We start from the raw sequence: 16,740 nt of genomic DNA, 5'->3' as shown, positions 1-16,740 counted from the left end.
CACATGCAACAACCGCTAGAAATCCTCAAAAAATATTGGCAATACGATAATTTTCGTGATCCTCAGGATAAAATAATCCAATCGGTACTGGACGGTAAAGATACTTTTGGATTAATGCCTACAGGAGGAGGAAAGTCAGTATGCTTCCAGATATCTGCTATGCTTTTACCAGGAATTTGTTTGGTAGTGTCACCGCTAATTGCATTAATGAAAGATCAGGTTGCAAATTTAGCCTCAAGAGACATTAAAGCTATTGCATTAGCAGGAGGATTATCTGCTGAAGCTATAAGCGACCAGTTGGACAATTGTAAATTTGGAGATTATAAATTTTTATACATTTCGCCAGAACGATTACAGGCTGATTGGATTGTAGACCGTATAAAAGAATTACCTATAAATAGTATAGCTATTGACGAAGCACATTGTGTATCGCAATGGGGGCACGATTTCAGGCCTGCCTATTTAAAAATAGCCTATTTAAAACAACATTTTCCATCAGTACCATTTTTAGCATTAACAGCATCGGCAACCAAACGCGTACAGGACGACGTTATAAAACAACTTGGATTAGAAAACCCCGCTGTATACAAAAAATCGTTTGCTAGGGAGAATATAGCTTATATGGTTTTTGAAACGGAAGATAAGCTACATAAAATTCAGCAGATACTTACCAAAAATCCAGAACCCTCTATTATATATGTACGCAATCGTAAATCCTGTCATAACGTTTCGCAACAGTTAAATGCGCTTGGTTATAAAGCAACGTATTACCACGGAGGGCTTAAGGAAGGGGAGAAGGCAACCAACATGAAAAATTGGTTGCACGAAAAAGTACAGGTAATAGTAGCCACCAATGCATTTGGAATGGGTATAGACAAACCCAATGTAAAAACAGTACTGCACATACAATTGCCCGAGAATATTGAAAGCTACTATCAGGAAGCGGGTAGGGCAGGGCGAAATGGCGAAAAATCGTTTGCCCTACTCTTACTCAACAAATCTGATATTACTGCTACCGAAAACCAATTTATAGCCGTACTACCCGATAAGAAGTTTTTAAAAAATGTATACGTTCGTTTAAATAACTACCTTCAAATAGCCTACGGCGAGGGGATAGGGCAAACCTTCCCATTTAATATTAATGCATTTTGCAATCAATACAATTTTAATGTTGTTAAAACATACCATGCATTACAGTTTTTAGATAGGCAAGGTATTGTAACACTATCCAAACAATTTTCGGAGCAAATTACGCTCCAGTTCTTAGTTCCTAGTAAAGAGGTACTACGTTATATTAGTTTGAACCCTGCCGATGAAGCGATGCTATTAGCAATACTAAGAAACTATCCTGGGATATTCGATATGGAATCGTCAATTAATTCCGACCTGATTATTAGAAAAACAAAAGCTACCGAAAAAGAGTTATTGGCATTAATGCAACGATTAAAGGAAAAACAGATTATTAACTATACAAGTAAAGGCACAGACAGTACACTTACATTTAACGAAGTTAGAGAGGACGACCATACCATAAACCGTATAGCTGCTTTTTTAGAGCAACAAAATAAAATTAAAGTGCAGCAGTTTAGTGCTATTGAGCACTATGCAACAAACACCGATAGATGTAAGAGCAGACTATTACTCGATTATTTTGGCGAAACAGATAGTACCAATTGTGGTATCTGTTCCTATTGTATACGTAAAAATAACAAACCCAAGAATATAGTTGATGTAGCAAACGATGTACTCAAATTAATATCAGAAGCCCCCTGCACATCACGTAAAATAGAAAGTGAATTAGCACTTACAGCACAAGAAACTATTACTACATTGCGACTACTTTTGGATAACGAAAAAATTAAAATAAATACCAACAACCAATACACACTAAAGTAATGGAACGTTTACGAATTGTTTTTATGGGTACCCCTGAGTTTGCAGTGGGTATTCTGGATGCTATATACCAAAATAACTACGATATAGTAGGAGTTATAACAGCTCCTGACCGACCTGCAGGTAGAGGGCAAAAAGTAAAATACTCTGCCGTTAAGGAATATGCGCTAAAGAAAGACTTACACTTACTGCAACCCACAAACTTAAAAGACGAAACTTTTTTAAAGGAATTAGCAGCATTAAACGCCAATTTGCAAGTAGTAGTAGCTTTTAGGATGTTACCAACGCAGGTATGGCAAATGCCAAAATTGGGTACGTTTAACCTCCATGCATCACTATTACCAAAATACAGAGGAGCAGCACCTATAAATTGGGCTATTATTAATGGAGAACAGGAAACAGGCGTAACAACGTTTTTTATTGACGAAAAAATAGATACAGGTGCTATTATTTTAAAACAACAAATAGCAATAAAACCAGAGGAAACGGCTGGAGAACTCCACGATAGATTAATGTTATTGGGTGTAGATGCTGTTTTACTAACGCTATCTCAAATAGCAAACGGAAGTGCTGAAACAACAATACAACCAACAACTGGTGCTATAAAAACGGCTTACAAGCTGGATAAAGATAATTGTAAGATAGATTGGACAAAATCGGGGAAAACGATTTACAATTTAATACGTGGACTAAGCCCTTACCCTGCTGCTTGGACATTTATTACAGATAAGGACCAAAAGTGGAACGTAAAAATATATAAGGCGCAGTTTATAGAGGAAAATCATGATTTTCCTATAGGTAAAATTATAGCCAATAAAAAAGAAATTAAGGTATGTGTTACTGATGGCTGCTTAGAGTTATTGGAGCTACAATTTCCAGGAAAGAAAAAAATGGAAGCAAGCCAATTACTTAACGGAATGAAGTTCTCGGATAATGCACTTGCAAAATAACCAGTAAATACGCATTGTTACAAGGAATTATAAATTCCAAGCACTATTGTTAACATTTTAGGTAAAGTTATTAACAATTAAATTGAAATAGTTAAAAAACACTTGCATAGTATGTATTTCCTGCTAAATTTGTAGGACGGGATATATAAAAGCATTAATTTTAACAAAACAATTAATAACAATTATTATGAACAAATCAGAATTAATCGACGCAATGGCTGCAGACGCAGGAATTTCTAAAGGTGCAGCAAAAAAAGCATTAGAGTCTTTTATTAGCAATGTGGGCGACTCACTAAACAAAGGTAACAGAGTATCTTTGGTAGGTTTCGGTTCATGGTCTGTAACCAACAGAGCAGCAAGAGAAGGAAGAAACCCACAGACAGGAGCTCCTATACAAATAGCTGCAAAAAATGTTGTTAAATTCAAGCCAGGTGCTGAACTTGACGGTGCGGTTAATAAATAATAGCATAATCATACTACGTATATAAAGCCTTTCATTTGAGAGGCTTTTTTTTGTAAAACTTTCTAAATTTATTTTGGATGTCTGTTTTTTTTAACTAAATTTAGTTCAAATTGCTTATGTATGATTTCACTAAAACCCAAAAAAGGACACCTGCTTATAGCAGAGCCTTCTACCATAGGAGATCTATCTTTTAATAGGTCTGTGGTTTTATTAGCCGATCATAATACAGAAGGTTCCGTAGGGTTTATTTTAAACAAACCACTTGGGTTTACAATACAAGATCTTATGCCAGAAATAAACGGTTCGTTTAAAGTGTATAACGGTGGTCCTGTAGAACAAGACAATTTGTACTTTATTCACAACGTACCCGATTTGATACCGAACAGTATAGAAATATCAAATGGTATTTATTGGGGAGGCGACTTTGAGTCGACCAAAGACCTTATCAACCGAGGTATGATAAAAGCAAACAACATCCGTTTCTTTTTAGGTTATACAGGTTGGGATGCCAATCAGCTTGATGATGAGCTTGAAGAAGACTCTTGGATAGTATCTGAAAACAGTTATGAAAACAAGATTATAGGTAAGCCAAGTGACTCTTTTTGGAAAGAGAAGATAATGGAACTTGGAGGAACTTATTTAATCTGGTCTAACGCTCCCGAAAACCCTACACTAAACTAACCCTAGTCGTAATTGTGTATTCAGCTTTTTAAGTAGGTTTGATGACAAATCGTTACCGTACGTTTTCTTTCTATATTTTGTTATAGGTTGTATACCCATAATTACGTTGGTAATAAACAACTCATCAGCTTTCTGGAGGTCAAACGGCGATATTGAAGCCTCTTCAACCATAATATCTTCATCTTTACCTGTAATTGCTAACAGTTGCTTTCTCATAATACCATTTAAACACCCATCTGATATTGGAGGGGTTGTTAATTTGCCGTCTTTCAGCATAAACAGGTTACCCTGTAGTACTTCTATTACATTTTTATCATCATTTAATAGCAAACAATTATGTAAGCCATTTTCGTTTGCAAAAATACTACCTGTAATTTGTACCATTTTATTGGTCGATTTTAGCGTAGAAAGCAATTGTTTAGTTACGTAAAAATCTTTAAAAAGGTCTACCTCATAAGCATCATCCATAAATTGATATATCGTATTCTCAAGGGCACTAGCTGTTATTATAAATTCAGTAGTATTGTCAGTAGGTAAATAAAAGCCACCAGATTTTCTAAAAAACGTAATTCGCGCACGAGCAGATGCGTTAATCTCTAAACTACTAACGAGTTCCAGTACTTTTTGCTCCATGTATTCCATAGTAAAATCCATGGGAATTTCCATTCGTACAATACGCATAGATGCCATTAATCTAAAATAATGGTCTTCTAAAAATAGTACTCTGCTATCCAGAATTTTAAGTGTTTCAAAAATAGCATCGCCATATAAAAAACCTCTATTTTCCTGTATGGTAATACCCGATTGTGCTACTAAATTTCCGTTATAACTAATCATAAAAAAGCCCTATTATTAATAGGGCAAATATAGTTGTAATAGGTCTTATATCCTAAACTGAGCCTATAACATGTTTAAGGTCGGATATTTGGTTTTCCCAAAGTTGTTTTGCCTCCTCTATATCATCTTCTGGAGCAAAATCAGTTACTACTAACGATACGTCTTTAGTAATTTCATCTACCACTATTTTTAATTCAAAATAGTAATCCCCGTCATTATTATCCTCGTCAACCCATCTAAACTTTATCCGTTCTCCACTTTTTTTAGAGGACATTCTGGCTTTTTCTTCAGAATCGTCCCAGATAAAGGTGTAAAACTCGCCTCTAGAGTTAACGTTATCTGCAAACCATTCTGATAATCCCGATGGTGTAGAAATGTATTGATATAAAAGTTGTGGTGATGAGGTTATAGGGAATTCGAGTTCATATTTCGTTTTTTCGTCCATCGGTCTATAATATTTTCGCGAAATATAGAATAATATACAGTTAAAAAAAAGTATTTTGGTAAAATAATTTTTTGAAAAAAATATATTTGCAGTCGTTAAATAAAGTTATATATTTGCACCCGCATTGCAGGAATAACGATGCATAACCACAAATGGCGAGGTAGCTCAGTTGGTTAGAGCGCAGGATTCATAACCCTGAGGTCACGGGTTCAAATCCCGTCTTCGCTACAAGATAGAAAAATTAGAAAGTCAACGGTTTAGTGTACACTAAACCGTTTTTTTATGTCTAAAATTTTTTTACATTTACTAAAAGTACACGATTTAGTACACGATTCTGACATTAATTCCCCCAAAACTTTGTTACAAAAGAAAAATTTTTCGGTTCCAAAAATCTTTACTGGTGGCGTAAATATATTGTTATGGAGTAAGCTTAGCGAAGCAGAAAAAAGAAAAGCATTATCAAAAAGCTGGTACATATATTATAGTTTTAGAGATATAGAAACGGGTAAACTTAAAAGAATGCCTAATATTAAGGGTAATGCAAATAGGCTGAAAACGAAAAGTGAAAGAATAGCTTATCTAGTTGCAATGCGCGATGCACTTGAATTTTTGTTAGAAAAAGGTTTCAATCCTAATACGGACAACAATATTGAGGAATTATTAAATAATAATAAGGATTCCAATGCTTTAAAAGCGGATGAAAATACCATTGCAATGGTAAAACCAGATACTATTGCAATTTCCAAAAATACCATTGCAACCCCTAAAATACTATCAATTAAAGAAGCTTTTGATTTTGGGTTAAACATAAAAAAGAATACCATTAAAGCCATCTCATATAAAAATTTTGAGTTGCGAATTAGAAAATTTAGAAAATCGTTAGATGAAAGTAAACCCATTACCCATATAACTAAAAAAGTTATAAATGATTATCTAAATGAAATACTTTCAAAATCCAGTGCTAGAAATAGAAACAATACAAGAGCTGACATCAGTACTCTATTTCAAGTTTTAGAAGACAACGAAAAAATTCCAGATAATATCGTCAAACGAATAAATATTTTAAAGTCCAAGCCAGAGCGAAATAAAACCTACACCTCTGAAATGCAGAAAGATATTTACTCTCATTTAGAGAAAAAAGATCCATTACTTTTATTATTCATTAAGTTTGTATCTTACAATTTTTTGCGACCAGTTGAAGTTTGTGAGTTAAAGATTAAAGACATCGACACGGTAGAAAAGAAACTTTATTTGAGAACTAAAAATAAAGCCATAAAAATTAAAATTCTACCTGATATATTGATGTATGATTTGCCCGATCTTTCCCAGTTTGATTCTGATAGTTTTCTCTTTACTCCTGATGGTTTAGGTCAAGCATGGGCAACTGAACCCAACAATAAGAGAGACTATTTTTCTAAGCGATTTAATAGAGTTGTTAAAAAATATTTTAACCTTAGTAAAGATTATGGAATGTATAGCTTTAGACATACTTTCATAACGAAATTGTACAAGGAAATGCGTAAAACGACTTCTCAATTTGAAACTAAGAGCAAGTTAATGCTCATTACAGGACATACTACCATATCTGCATTAGAAAAGTATCTAAGGGATATTGATGCAGAATTGCCAGAAGATTACTCAGATTTGTTACGATAAATCACTTACATATCATATAAAATTAAATTTTTTTGCTATTTTTTTGAATCTCGCTGAGTTTGCAATTGTTGAGACTAAAGTATTGCAATATTAATGCAATGTGCTAAAAGCATATAAATTCAAGAAAACTAAGTGTTATCAGTTAAATTAGTACTATTAATCATACGTTCGATTTAAGTGATCAAGACAGTTTTGTAAACTATCATTGTAAAGGTTGGGTTCAAATTGCAATACATTATGAAAAATATTCATTACTCATCATAGTATTTAAAATAGTCAACTATAACAAATCTAATATTATTGTAAAAATACTTTGCTTGCAATTTTTTTTAACGATAATTCATAAAAATATAGACGAAAAAGATTAATAACGGCAGCATAATGTATTTTGAAAAACTCAAATAAATGTCTAAATTAGATAGCTTACTTTGTTTGATGAAAAAAGCTATCATATATTGCATGAATAGCGCCTTCTACTCACTTTGTTTTTAACAGCTACACAACCATGCCTATGTAGAAGAGATTAACTATAATTATTAATAAATATGATTTTGTAATTAAAATGCCTATTGATTTAAATTCAAAATATCAAAAATTAACCAATGAGATATTTAAAAATTTTGTATTCTATATCCCCCTTTCAATCTTCGATAAAGAAGTTTTCAAAAATTTATCTATTGATCCAAAATTAGTTGAAGACTGGTTTAATCAAATAATTTATATTGATGATAGTTTAAATTTTATTAATGGTAATAATATCACATTTGCAATATGTTTACTAAAATCGGGTGCGTTGCAAAACAATTGTTTTCAATTAATGGAGTATAAAGAAACTTTAAGCGAAAATAGTTTTAATTATTTGGCTGAAAACTATCTAAAACAAGTTGAGACTTACACTTACATATCAAATCAGTTATTGCTTCACTTTGAGAAAAATTCACCTAATAAGGATCTAAATACTAAAGCCATATTTCATTATCAAAATTTCTATTTCAACAATCATTTAGATGAAATTAATAGGATTACAGGTTTGAAACCCCAAATTTTCAATCAAGAAACCATAGTTGAAGAAGTAACAAACAGTAAAATTTACAAAAAATTTTCACCTACTTTTTTTAAAAAAGAAAAATCTTTCAAAGATTTTATTTCTCATGACAGAAACTTAGAAATCGAAACTATTATTTTAAAAAAATATCCAATTATCAAGGGCAAAAAATTGAGATATATTATTGAATTTTTTGTAAAGAAGGGAATCTTGACCATAACTTATGGTACGCAGACTGAACTATATCATGCTATGAAAAAAACATTTGACTGCAATATCGGAACCTATCCATCAATTTTTGGATATAAAGTAAACGAAAGTAAAGATTCTGATTATTTAAGAATAGCAAATGAATTAGAAATAATTCTAAGCGATTACTTCAAAACATTGTAAACTATTTTAAAGTACTTTAATTATACCATTTTCAAACAGTAAGATTGAATTTTTATTTTATAGCACGATAGATTTGTAATAAATCTAAGTAAATGAATGCTAATACAGTATATGAAGTTTTCCTAGCACTTTCTGAAGAAGAAAAGGAAAAATTCTTTGTATTAGTAAAAGCACAAAATACTGGAGCTTTTTCCAAAATGAATAGACAAAAGAGTAAAAAGATTAGGTTTACAAAACAGGATGCAATAGAGTATTTGCTTGCAACAGTTTTTAAGCCTAAAAATTGACACTTAACGTGTAAACTTATAAAATACAAGTAAAATAGCCATTAGGATTTTATCAAAAACTATGTCGCATTTTTATTACTATTCTGAGATTAGAATGATAAGGAAGTTCGGGGTTTCATCTTCTATAACTAAATTTTCCCTATAGCACTACTTAACTGGAACATTGGTAAGTATATTGCCACTAATAAAACAGCAACCAATACACCTACAAACAATATAATAAACGGCTCTAAAACAGTTAATAACACTTTAGATTGTTGCATAGCCTCATTATTATACTGTTCATTCAATTGATTGAATATGTACTCCGTTTGGTTGGTTTCCTCGGCTACCTTTACTAGCGAAATAATTCGATTATCGAAAAGTCTATTCACTAAAATACAATTATTAATATACAGTTAACGTTAGTTAATTATCAAATAGTATTAATTGAGATACTTTTGTGCCGCATAAAAAAAGTTTTCCAAATCAATTATATTTTTATGAAAAAACCAATTTTCACGTTTCTTCTTCAGTGTCTCTTACTTTGCGGATTCACTCTTTATTCTCAAACAGAGGCTCCACAAAGTCCTTCGGTATCAGGCTTGATGGTTTATGGCAGTAATCCTGTAGATTTATATACAGGTATCCCCAATATATCATTTCCACTATATAGTATGCCGACAAGATCCAAAGATATCTCAATTAACTTAAGTCTTAGTTACCATCCATTAAGTGTTGCTGTATTTAGAGAGAAGGAAGGAAATTGTGGTCGTGGCTGGACACTTTCTAAAGGTGGTACAGTATCTTTTGACGATGGTAAGAGTCGTAAATGGAAATCTCTTTACGATTCTCTTCATGATGATGATACAAATGCACCAGTAAACCCTTCAGGACTTCCTGTATCTGGAAACTTTAACTTTATGGGTTATTCGGGGGGATTTACAGTTGAAATGGATTTAACAAATTATGAATTAAAAGGTAAAGTCAGTGAAAATGACAGTGAAATAGTTGAAATGAAGGTTGTTTATATTCCGAGTACTTATAAAATACGAGCCTTTATTTTTTACGATATAAAAGGTTATGCTTATGTTTTTTCTATAAAAGATACTTATGTAAATGTTTTTACAGAAGAGTTAGATGAAATAAATCCGTATACTGGTGAACCTGAAGAAATAGAAAGACGTATTAATACACCTTCTGCTTATCATATGAGTCACATATACGATACTAATGCACTAAATTTTGATCCTTTTCTCAACTTTACTGTATCATCACCTACACCAGGTGAGCCTTTAGCAGTTTTTAATTATACCGACCTCCCAAATCAGCTTAGTTATCATGATACAGATGAGGGTGAAGCCAATCATATAAAAATGTTATCTAGTATAAATGTCCCTGGTGTAGGCTCAGTTACTTTTTCAGGTAACCATGTTGGGCAAAATACTCCAGTAATGACATATACGTACTCCTCTATGTATGTTACAAATGCTTTTGGGCAATACATTAAAGGATACGCTTTTACTACAGAGCTTTTAACTGATCAATTAGCGGGTTCTACTCCCAATATTAGGTTAAAAAGTTTTACAGAAGGTCCTTCAGGAGATAAATATACTTTCTCTTATCATTATACGGGACCTTCTCTTGATGGTTATAGTTGGAATAATTACGGTTATGTAAATGCATCACTTATAAGTGATTTTTCACAGTTCAAATCTAACAATTTAGCAAAGCAAGGCGTATTACAAAAAGTAACATTGCCTACAGGTGGTTGCGTTATTTATGATTATGAACTTAATACTTATTCTTTCAAAAATGGAAAAAGAATTGATTGTGTAGGAGGGGACTCTAATACAAGAGGAAATATTGATGAGAACTTTTTTGAAAACGATAGTTCTGATTTTAATGATCATAATCAAAATCAGGATCCTTTTAATCCTACTCCGATAAAGAAGTGGTATAAGGGTCCAGGTATCCGCATAAAAAGTATAGCTCACTTTGTTACCGATGATGTACCGAAAGAGTATTACGACGATGACCTTTCATCACAATATATTCCTATTAAAGAAATAAATTATGACTATACACTACCTGATGAGCCTGACATGAGTAGTGGATCATTAACAATGAACCATTGGCCTAGTCGCTCAAACTATAACTATAGCCTTTCAAGTTTAGTTAAAAGTTCTAATTCACCTGTGGTTTACAGTAATGTTCGTGTAACTTCTACGGCTGATAACGGGGGGTATATTGATCATTCATTTATTACGAATAACGAAGTGGAAGATTGTCTAACGCCTCATGAAGCTGCAGATGCCAGAAAACCTTCATATAAAATAGGAAAGTTACTAAATAAAAAAGTCTATAATTCAGAAGATGTTTTGCAGCAAGAAACTACATATACTTATGATTTTAATGAGATAGGTACCATTGGTGATGGTCAGTCGTCATTTGGTTACGAGTTGGGATGGGCAGGCATAACCAAAGTAGATAAAAAGTTTTATCATCCTTCGGGTATGGTAAACACAATCGATAACTATACTTATTATCCGAATAGAAAGATAAAAACGCATACTTTTACTGATAGTAAAGGTGATGAGCTAACCACGAAATATTACTATCATGAACTAAATAGTGATAGTAATTTTAAAAATCGTATCCAGCCTGAAAGCGTGGAGGAATACCGAAATAGTGAGTTGTTGAGTATTAGTAGAATCAACCATAATAATAATTGGATAAATTCACAAGGAAATCTAATAAATAATTCCTACCTACCTTCTTCTACGCAAGTAGCAAAAGGTAATGATGCCTTTACCATTACCGTACATTTTGACCGTTATGACGAATACGGGCACCTGCTTGAATTTACGCAAGAAGACGGATTAAAAGTGGCTTACATTTGGGGGTATCAAGACAGTCAAATCATCGCCAAAATAGAGGGAATAAATTCTTACAGTGATATTGATTCGACTTTACTCAGCACAATTAAATCAGAATCTGATACAGGTACAGAAGCACAATTACTTACTGAGCTAGATAATTTGAGAAATCTTCCTGCATTGGCAGATACTGTAATTACCACTTATACTCATATTCCTTTAGTAGGTGTTTCTACTATTACTGATGCTAGAAAACGCCGTACCACTTACATTTACGATACCGAAAATAGGCTTAAACAAGTAGTAGACCACGAAGGAAATATCCTTTCAGAAAACGAGTACCATAACAAAATGCAAAATTAATCAGCTATGAAGAAGCTACTATATATATTACTATTACTACCTGTTTTAGTAATCGCGCAAAGTCAGGATCAAAACTACGTAAAAACTATAACCTACATTAAACCTACTACCGCTGGTATTCTTACAGAAGATGATACTTTAGTTACCGTACAATACTACGATGGTTTGGGTAGACCAATACAAACCATAGCTGCAAGAGCAGGTGGCGACAAACAAGATATTGTAACCCCTATAGTATACGATGCTACAACAGGTAAACAAACTCGCAGCTATCTGCCTTTTGCCCATCAAACGCCGCCTCGTAACAGTGGAACCTTGCCCGATTCGTCGCTTGATTATCGTGATAACAATAGCCTTATCCCTGCGGTTAATACCTTATACCTCAATAAATATCCCGAAGATATTACTACCACTTCACTCAACCCCTATAGCGAAACTTTTTACGAAGCTTCACCATTAAACAGGGTATTAAAGCAAGCAGCACCTGGCGAAGCTTGGAAGGGAAGTACTGTTAATGATAAAGACCACACCATACGTTTTGGTTATGATACTAACCAAACTAACGAGGTACGCAATTTTACTGTTACTTTTCCTGATACTAGTACCGAAAAACCAAAATTAGGAATTGATGGTTATTACGAACCTTGGTCGTTAATAAAAAACACAACTAAAGATGAAAACTGGACTGCTGCTGACGGCAACAATAAAACCACACAAGAGTTTACCGATTTACAAGGGAAAACCATTCTAAAGCGAACTTTTGATGATAATCAAGCTCACGATACGTATTACGTATACGATAAATATGATAACCTAACCTACGTTATCCCGCCACTAGCTTCAGACCAAATTGTTATTGGGAACGACCCTGTAATCTACGCGGGTAGGAATTACCCATGGACGGATTTGGCGGTAGTAGATAGTAAATTAGCAACAGACTATGAAAGGGACTTACAGGCATATGATAACGCTGCTATACTAAATGTCGATTTAATAGATCAATATGGCGGTCAGGGTGGATTCTCACTAATCCCAAACGGTACAGATAGTGTCATCTTAAATCTCAATATGAGTTTTACGAATGATATGGAATTAAAAAACGGTATAATAGCTGATTTGAGAGATTTTGGACAGTTACAAGATAAAGAACTAGGTAGACTGCAAGGTACTGGATATAGTTATATATTTTCTATTCAAAGTAATAGCCTTATGGTAACGGGTAGTGGAAAAATACCATCAACAAACACTAGCTTTATGGGCGATGCAAGACTTGAGTACAACCAAAATTACCCTTGGACATCGCTATGCGATATAGCTCCAGAGGTAGCAGCACTGTATGAAAAAGATATTGCAACATTAGATAACGCCGACATACTTACTACTTATACACCAAATAGCTATGGCGCATCGGGCGGTATAGCCGTAAGCGTAGATACCGATAATGCGCTAACCTTATCGTTAAGTATATCAGCAACACAAGCACTATCGTTACAGCAAGGTATGACTTTTCCGTTAGGTATACAACGCCGATTAACCAATCGTTCCCTAGGAATTATAGAAGGTAACGGTTACAAATACTACGCAGAATTACGCGATAATTACATTTACATTACAGGTAATGGTACTTTTGAGACCATTAACTTTACGGGGGTATTTAACGAAGCACAACCTGACTTAGAAATTGAACAAGCAGCGCTGGAAGGACTCTGTTATATTTACCATTACGATTATCGTAATCGCGTTATCGAAAAAAAGATACCTGGTAAAGGCTGGGAGTACATGGTATACGACAAGTTAAACCGACTGGTTATGGCGCAGGACCAAAACCTGGCACCCGACTCCAAATGGCTATTTACCAAATACGATAAATTCAATCGTCCCGTATACACAGGTCAGGTAACAGAAACCCTTACACGAGCCGATATACAAAACAACATTAACACAGCAACAAACCCCGTACTCAACGAAAGCCGTACCCAAAGTTATTTTTCAGACGGAAGCAGAAAAGTTTGGTACACCGATAACGCTTACCCACAACGCCTACCCAATAACGCTAATAATGTTGAGGTACTTACCATAAATTATTATGATGATTACAATTACGATTCCGTAAGTCAAGGCTCGCTTTTACCCACTACCGTGTTTGATGAAACGGTTACCACCAATACCAAAATGCTACCTACAGGCTCGTACGTACGCGTACTCGATACTAACGACTGGGTATTCTCGTTAGCAGCGTATAACGATAGGGCAGAACCTATATTCAACTACACCAAAGACGATTATTTGGAGTATAACCAATACCTAAGGATGGATCTGGATTTTACAGGAGCACCCGTACAAACCCGAACAGCACACCGCAAAAAAATAGTTACCAATGTAGGCGGTAACAGTTCTACCTTTTGGGAAGTAACTACAATTGACGATTTTTATACCTACGACCATATGCACCGCCTGCTGGCCCATACCCAGCAGGAAGTAAACATGCCCCATGTAGAAATGATAGTATACAATAAGTACGACGAACTAGGGCAACTCATACAAAAAAAGGTAGGTGGCGTAATGGGAGCCAGTTACTATGCTACCCAAGGGCTACAAACCGTAGATTACAGTTTTAACATACGTGGCTGGCTAAAAGGCATAAACGACACTACAACCGATTTAAGCACAAGCGACGACCTGTTTACCTTTGGTATAAATTACAATACCACTGCATTAACAACATCAAAATCTTTATACAATGGCAACATAGCCGAAACCCACTGGAAAACCAAAACCGATAATAAACTACGGAGTTACAGGTACGATTACGATGATATGAACCGCCTAACCGATGCCAATTATACCACCCCTAATGATTATGGTTTGGTAACTAACCCTACAGTATTTGAAAGTTACAACGAAGCAGGTATTAATTACGATAAAAATGGTAACATATTGCATTTAGAACGTTACGGACTAAAAGGAACCGACCAAATAGATATTATTGATGTTTTAACATACAGTTACGAACCTTACAGTAACAAGCTAGAAAGTGTTACAGACAACGGCTATAGCGAGGGCTTTACAGACGGAAATACAAATGGCATCGATTACGAGTACGATGCCAATGGTAACCTAACGTTAGACAGAAACAAAGGCATAGCCAACATACGCTACAACTACCTTAACCTCCCTACCGAGGTAACTATAGATGCCACCCACTACATAAATTACATATACACCGCTACAGGAACCAAACTACAAAAAACAGTAACCGATGGCAGTACCATAACCACTACCCAATACAATAGTGGTTTTGTATACCAACAAGTAAACGATGGTGACACTAACCTACAATTTTTCCCCACCGAAGAGGGTTATGTAACCAACAACCAAGGCAAATTTGCCTACGTGTACCAGTACAAAGACCACTTGGGTAACGTAAGGCTAAGCTACCTCGAAAACCCAACCGAAGTAGCAAGCAGCACCTTTGATACCAGTTATGGCGGATTTGTAGCCAAAGGCGGAGCAACCAAACAACTGCAAAACAGTGCTATGGTAATAACAGGAGGCGTTTTAGCAGGCGTACGTAAAGATATTGCTACCAATGCCATGCCTGGTGATAAATACGAAATAAGTATATTAGTAGACAGAGGTACAAGCAACAAAGTACGTGTATTCATGTCCGAAGCAGATTCAAACACTGGTACATGGACAGAATACCAAATAGCCGATTTGCAAGCAGGATCACAATACCTTAACTTTGTATATACCGTAACAGAAGCAAGCGGACTATCGTTAACAATTGACATAACAGAAACCAGTGTTATAGCTGGGCTAACCACTAATTTTGAAGTGTTAGACTTTGCGATAAAAAAACTAGACATAGAAGTTATAGAAGAAAATAACTATTACGCCTTTGGTATGAAGCACAAAGGCTACAACACTACCTACAACGTACAAGCAGCTAATAGCGTAGCCCAACAATGGAAGTACAATGGTATAGAATACGAAGAAGCCTTAGGCATAAACATGTACGAAATGGACATGAGGCAGTACGACCCAGCCATAGCCCGCTGGGTAGTTATAGACCCTATAGTGCATTATAATTATTCCCCATACAGTGCTTTTGATAATAATCCAGTATATTGGGCAGACCCAAGTGGTGCGAATAGTATTGATGGTATGGACTTTTTCAAAGAAGCCTTTAATAACGCAGGTAGCGGTGTTACTATGTATACAAGTAATGGTTCAGGAGGTTTTTATCAAACAGGTCGTGAGAGCGACCAGGAGCTTATTAGAAGAGGGGTTATAGAAAAGCACGCTGATCTTTCTGGAAGCGGCGGTTCTGGTGGAGGATATACTCCCACTCTTGCCGAAAGATTAATACGAATTGCAAATTATGCTACGCCTCATGGTACAATGATAAACTTGACAAATGATGCGATGGCTTTATTAACAGGACAAGAGAGGCATAAGTACGGACCTGATGCTATTGCAATATCACTATCAGTAGAAGGTGGTATTTCAATGGGGGGAGTTGCAGGAACTGGTGGGTTCCAGATTTTGAGAGGTGATAAAGCAGGACTATATTATTTTAGTGATTATGGCGGTGGATCAACATCTATGTACGTATCGACAGGTCTGTCTTTAGATGTTTTTTATTTTAGTGGTTCAGTAAGTGATATGGGACCTAACACCTTTAAAGGTGATCGAACTAATATTGCGGTGTCAGGTGATCTTCTATTGAGCGCGGGTGTATCAGTTACATATGCACAAGTAGGTAATAATACGGTATATGGACTCGGGGCATCATTCGGTGTTGGCATTTCTGCAACGCTGTTAGACATAAATATAAATTGGGGTGAAACATTAATAATGGATTAA

General features: G+C 34.9%; 12 protein-coding genes and 1 tRNA gene. 10 read left to right on the top strand and 3 right to left on the bottom strand.

Annotated features, from left to right (window positions below; translation table 11 throughout):
• The first annotated feature begins 3 nt into the window (after nt 1-3).
• The 4 genes from K1I41_RS12315 to K1I41_RS12300 all read left to right on the top strand — a co-directional run bounded on the left by K1I41_RS12315 (nt 4) and on the right by K1I41_RS12300 (nt 3,987).
• Nucleotides 4-1,896, top strand: a complete 1,893-nt coding sequence (locus tag K1I41_RS12315) for a RecQ family ATP-dependent DNA helicase (protein ID WP_220640632.1) — start codon at nt 4-6, stop codon at nt 1,894-1,896.
• The gene (gene fmt / locus K1I41_RS12310) at nt 1,896-2,843 is read left to right on the top strand and encodes a methionyl-tRNA formyltransferase (RefSeq protein ID WP_220640631.1); all 948 of its coding nucleotides are present in this window, start codon (nt 1,896-1,898) and stop codon (nt 2,841-2,843) included. Before K1I41_RS12315 ends, fmt begins: the two co-directional genes overlap by 1 nt.
• Nucleotides 2,844-3,030: 187 nt before the next feature.
• Nucleotides 3,031-3,306 (top strand): HU family DNA-binding protein, encoded by a 276-nt coding sequence (locus K1I41_RS12305; RefSeq protein WP_220640630.1) that lies wholly within the window; start codon nt 3,031-3,033, stop codon nt 3,304-3,306.
• A 120-nt stretch (nt 3,307-3,426) separates the two neighbouring features.
• Nucleotides 3,427-3,987, top strand: a complete 561-nt coding sequence (locus tag K1I41_RS12300; RefSeq protein ID WP_220640629.1) for a YqgE/AlgH family protein — start codon at nt 3,427-3,429, stop codon at nt 3,985-3,987.
• Here the strand turns inward: K1I41_RS12300 and K1I41_RS12295 are convergent.
• Nucleotides 3,979-4,824 carry an aminotransferase class IV gene (locus tag K1I41_RS12295; RefSeq protein WP_220640628.1) on the bottom strand — a complete coding sequence of 282 codons (846 nt, stop codon included), beginning with the start codon at nt 4,822-4,824 and terminating at the stop codon, nt 3,979-3,981. The two genes, K1I41_RS12300 and K1I41_RS12295, sit on opposite strands and share 9 nt — an antisense overlap.
• Nucleotides 4,825-4,876: 52 nt before the next feature.
• Nucleotides 4,877-5,269 (bottom strand): START-like domain-containing protein, encoded by a 393-nt coding sequence (locus tag K1I41_RS12290; protein ID WP_220640627.1) that lies wholly within the window; start codon nt 5,267-5,269, stop codon nt 4,877-4,879.
• 154 nt (nt 5,270-5,423) lie between these two features.
• Between K1I41_RS12290 and K1I41_RS12285 the strand changes: the two genes are divergently transcribed.
• The 4 genes from K1I41_RS12285 to K1I41_RS12270 all read left to right on the top strand — a co-directional run bounded on the left by K1I41_RS12285 (nt 5,424) and on the right by K1I41_RS12270 (nt 8,650).
• Nucleotides 5,424-5,497: transfer RNA gene (locus tag K1I41_RS12285), tRNA-Met, on the top strand.
• Between the two features lie 54 nt (nt 5,498-5,551).
• Entirely contained in the window at nt 5,552-6,925 is a 1,374-nt protein-coding gene (locus tag K1I41_RS12280) for a tyrosine-type recombinase/integrase (RefSeq protein ID WP_220640626.1), read from the top strand.
• A 562-nt stretch (nt 6,926-7,487) separates the two neighbouring features.
• Nucleotides 7,488-8,363: a hypothetical protein gene (locus K1I41_RS12275; protein WP_220640625.1), complete on the top strand. Its 876-nt coding sequence runs from the start codon at nt 7,488-7,490 to the stop codon at nt 8,361-8,363.
• Between the two features lie 92 nt (nt 8,364-8,455).
• Nucleotides 8,456-8,650, top strand: a complete 195-nt coding sequence (locus K1I41_RS12270) for a hypothetical protein (protein WP_220640624.1) — start codon at nt 8,456-8,458, stop codon at nt 8,648-8,650.
• Nucleotides 8,651-8,778: 128 nt separating this feature from the next.
• Here K1I41_RS12270 and K1I41_RS12265 read toward each other — a convergent pair whose 3' ends face one another.
• On the bottom strand, nt 8,779-9,024 hold the full coding sequence (locus K1I41_RS12265) for a type II secretion system F family protein (protein WP_255566939.1): 246 nt from the start codon (nt 9,022-9,024) through the stop codon (nt 8,779-8,781).
• A gap of 108 nt (nt 9,025-9,132) precedes the next feature.
• Between K1I41_RS12265 and K1I41_RS12260 the strand changes: the two genes are divergently transcribed.
• Both K1I41_RS12260 and K1I41_RS12255 read left to right on the top strand, forming a co-directional pair.
• Nucleotides 9,133-11,871, top strand: a complete 2,739-nt coding sequence (locus K1I41_RS12260; protein WP_220640623.1) for an RHS repeat domain-containing protein — start codon at nt 9,133-9,135, stop codon at nt 11,869-11,871.
• 6 nt (nt 11,872-11,877) lie between these two features.
• Nucleotides 11,878-16,740 carry a DUF6443 domain-containing protein gene (locus K1I41_RS12255; protein WP_220640622.1) on the top strand — a complete coding sequence of 1,621 codons (4,863 nt, stop codon included), beginning with the start codon at nt 11,878-11,880 and terminating at the stop codon, nt 16,738-16,740.

The sequence above is a fragment of the Flavobacterium litorale genome (assembly GCF_019613795.1).
GTDB lineage: Bacteria > Bacteroidota > Bacteroidia > Flavobacteriales > Flavobacteriaceae > Flavobacterium > Flavobacterium litorale.
This window is presented reverse-complemented; position numbering and strand designations above follow the sequence as displayed.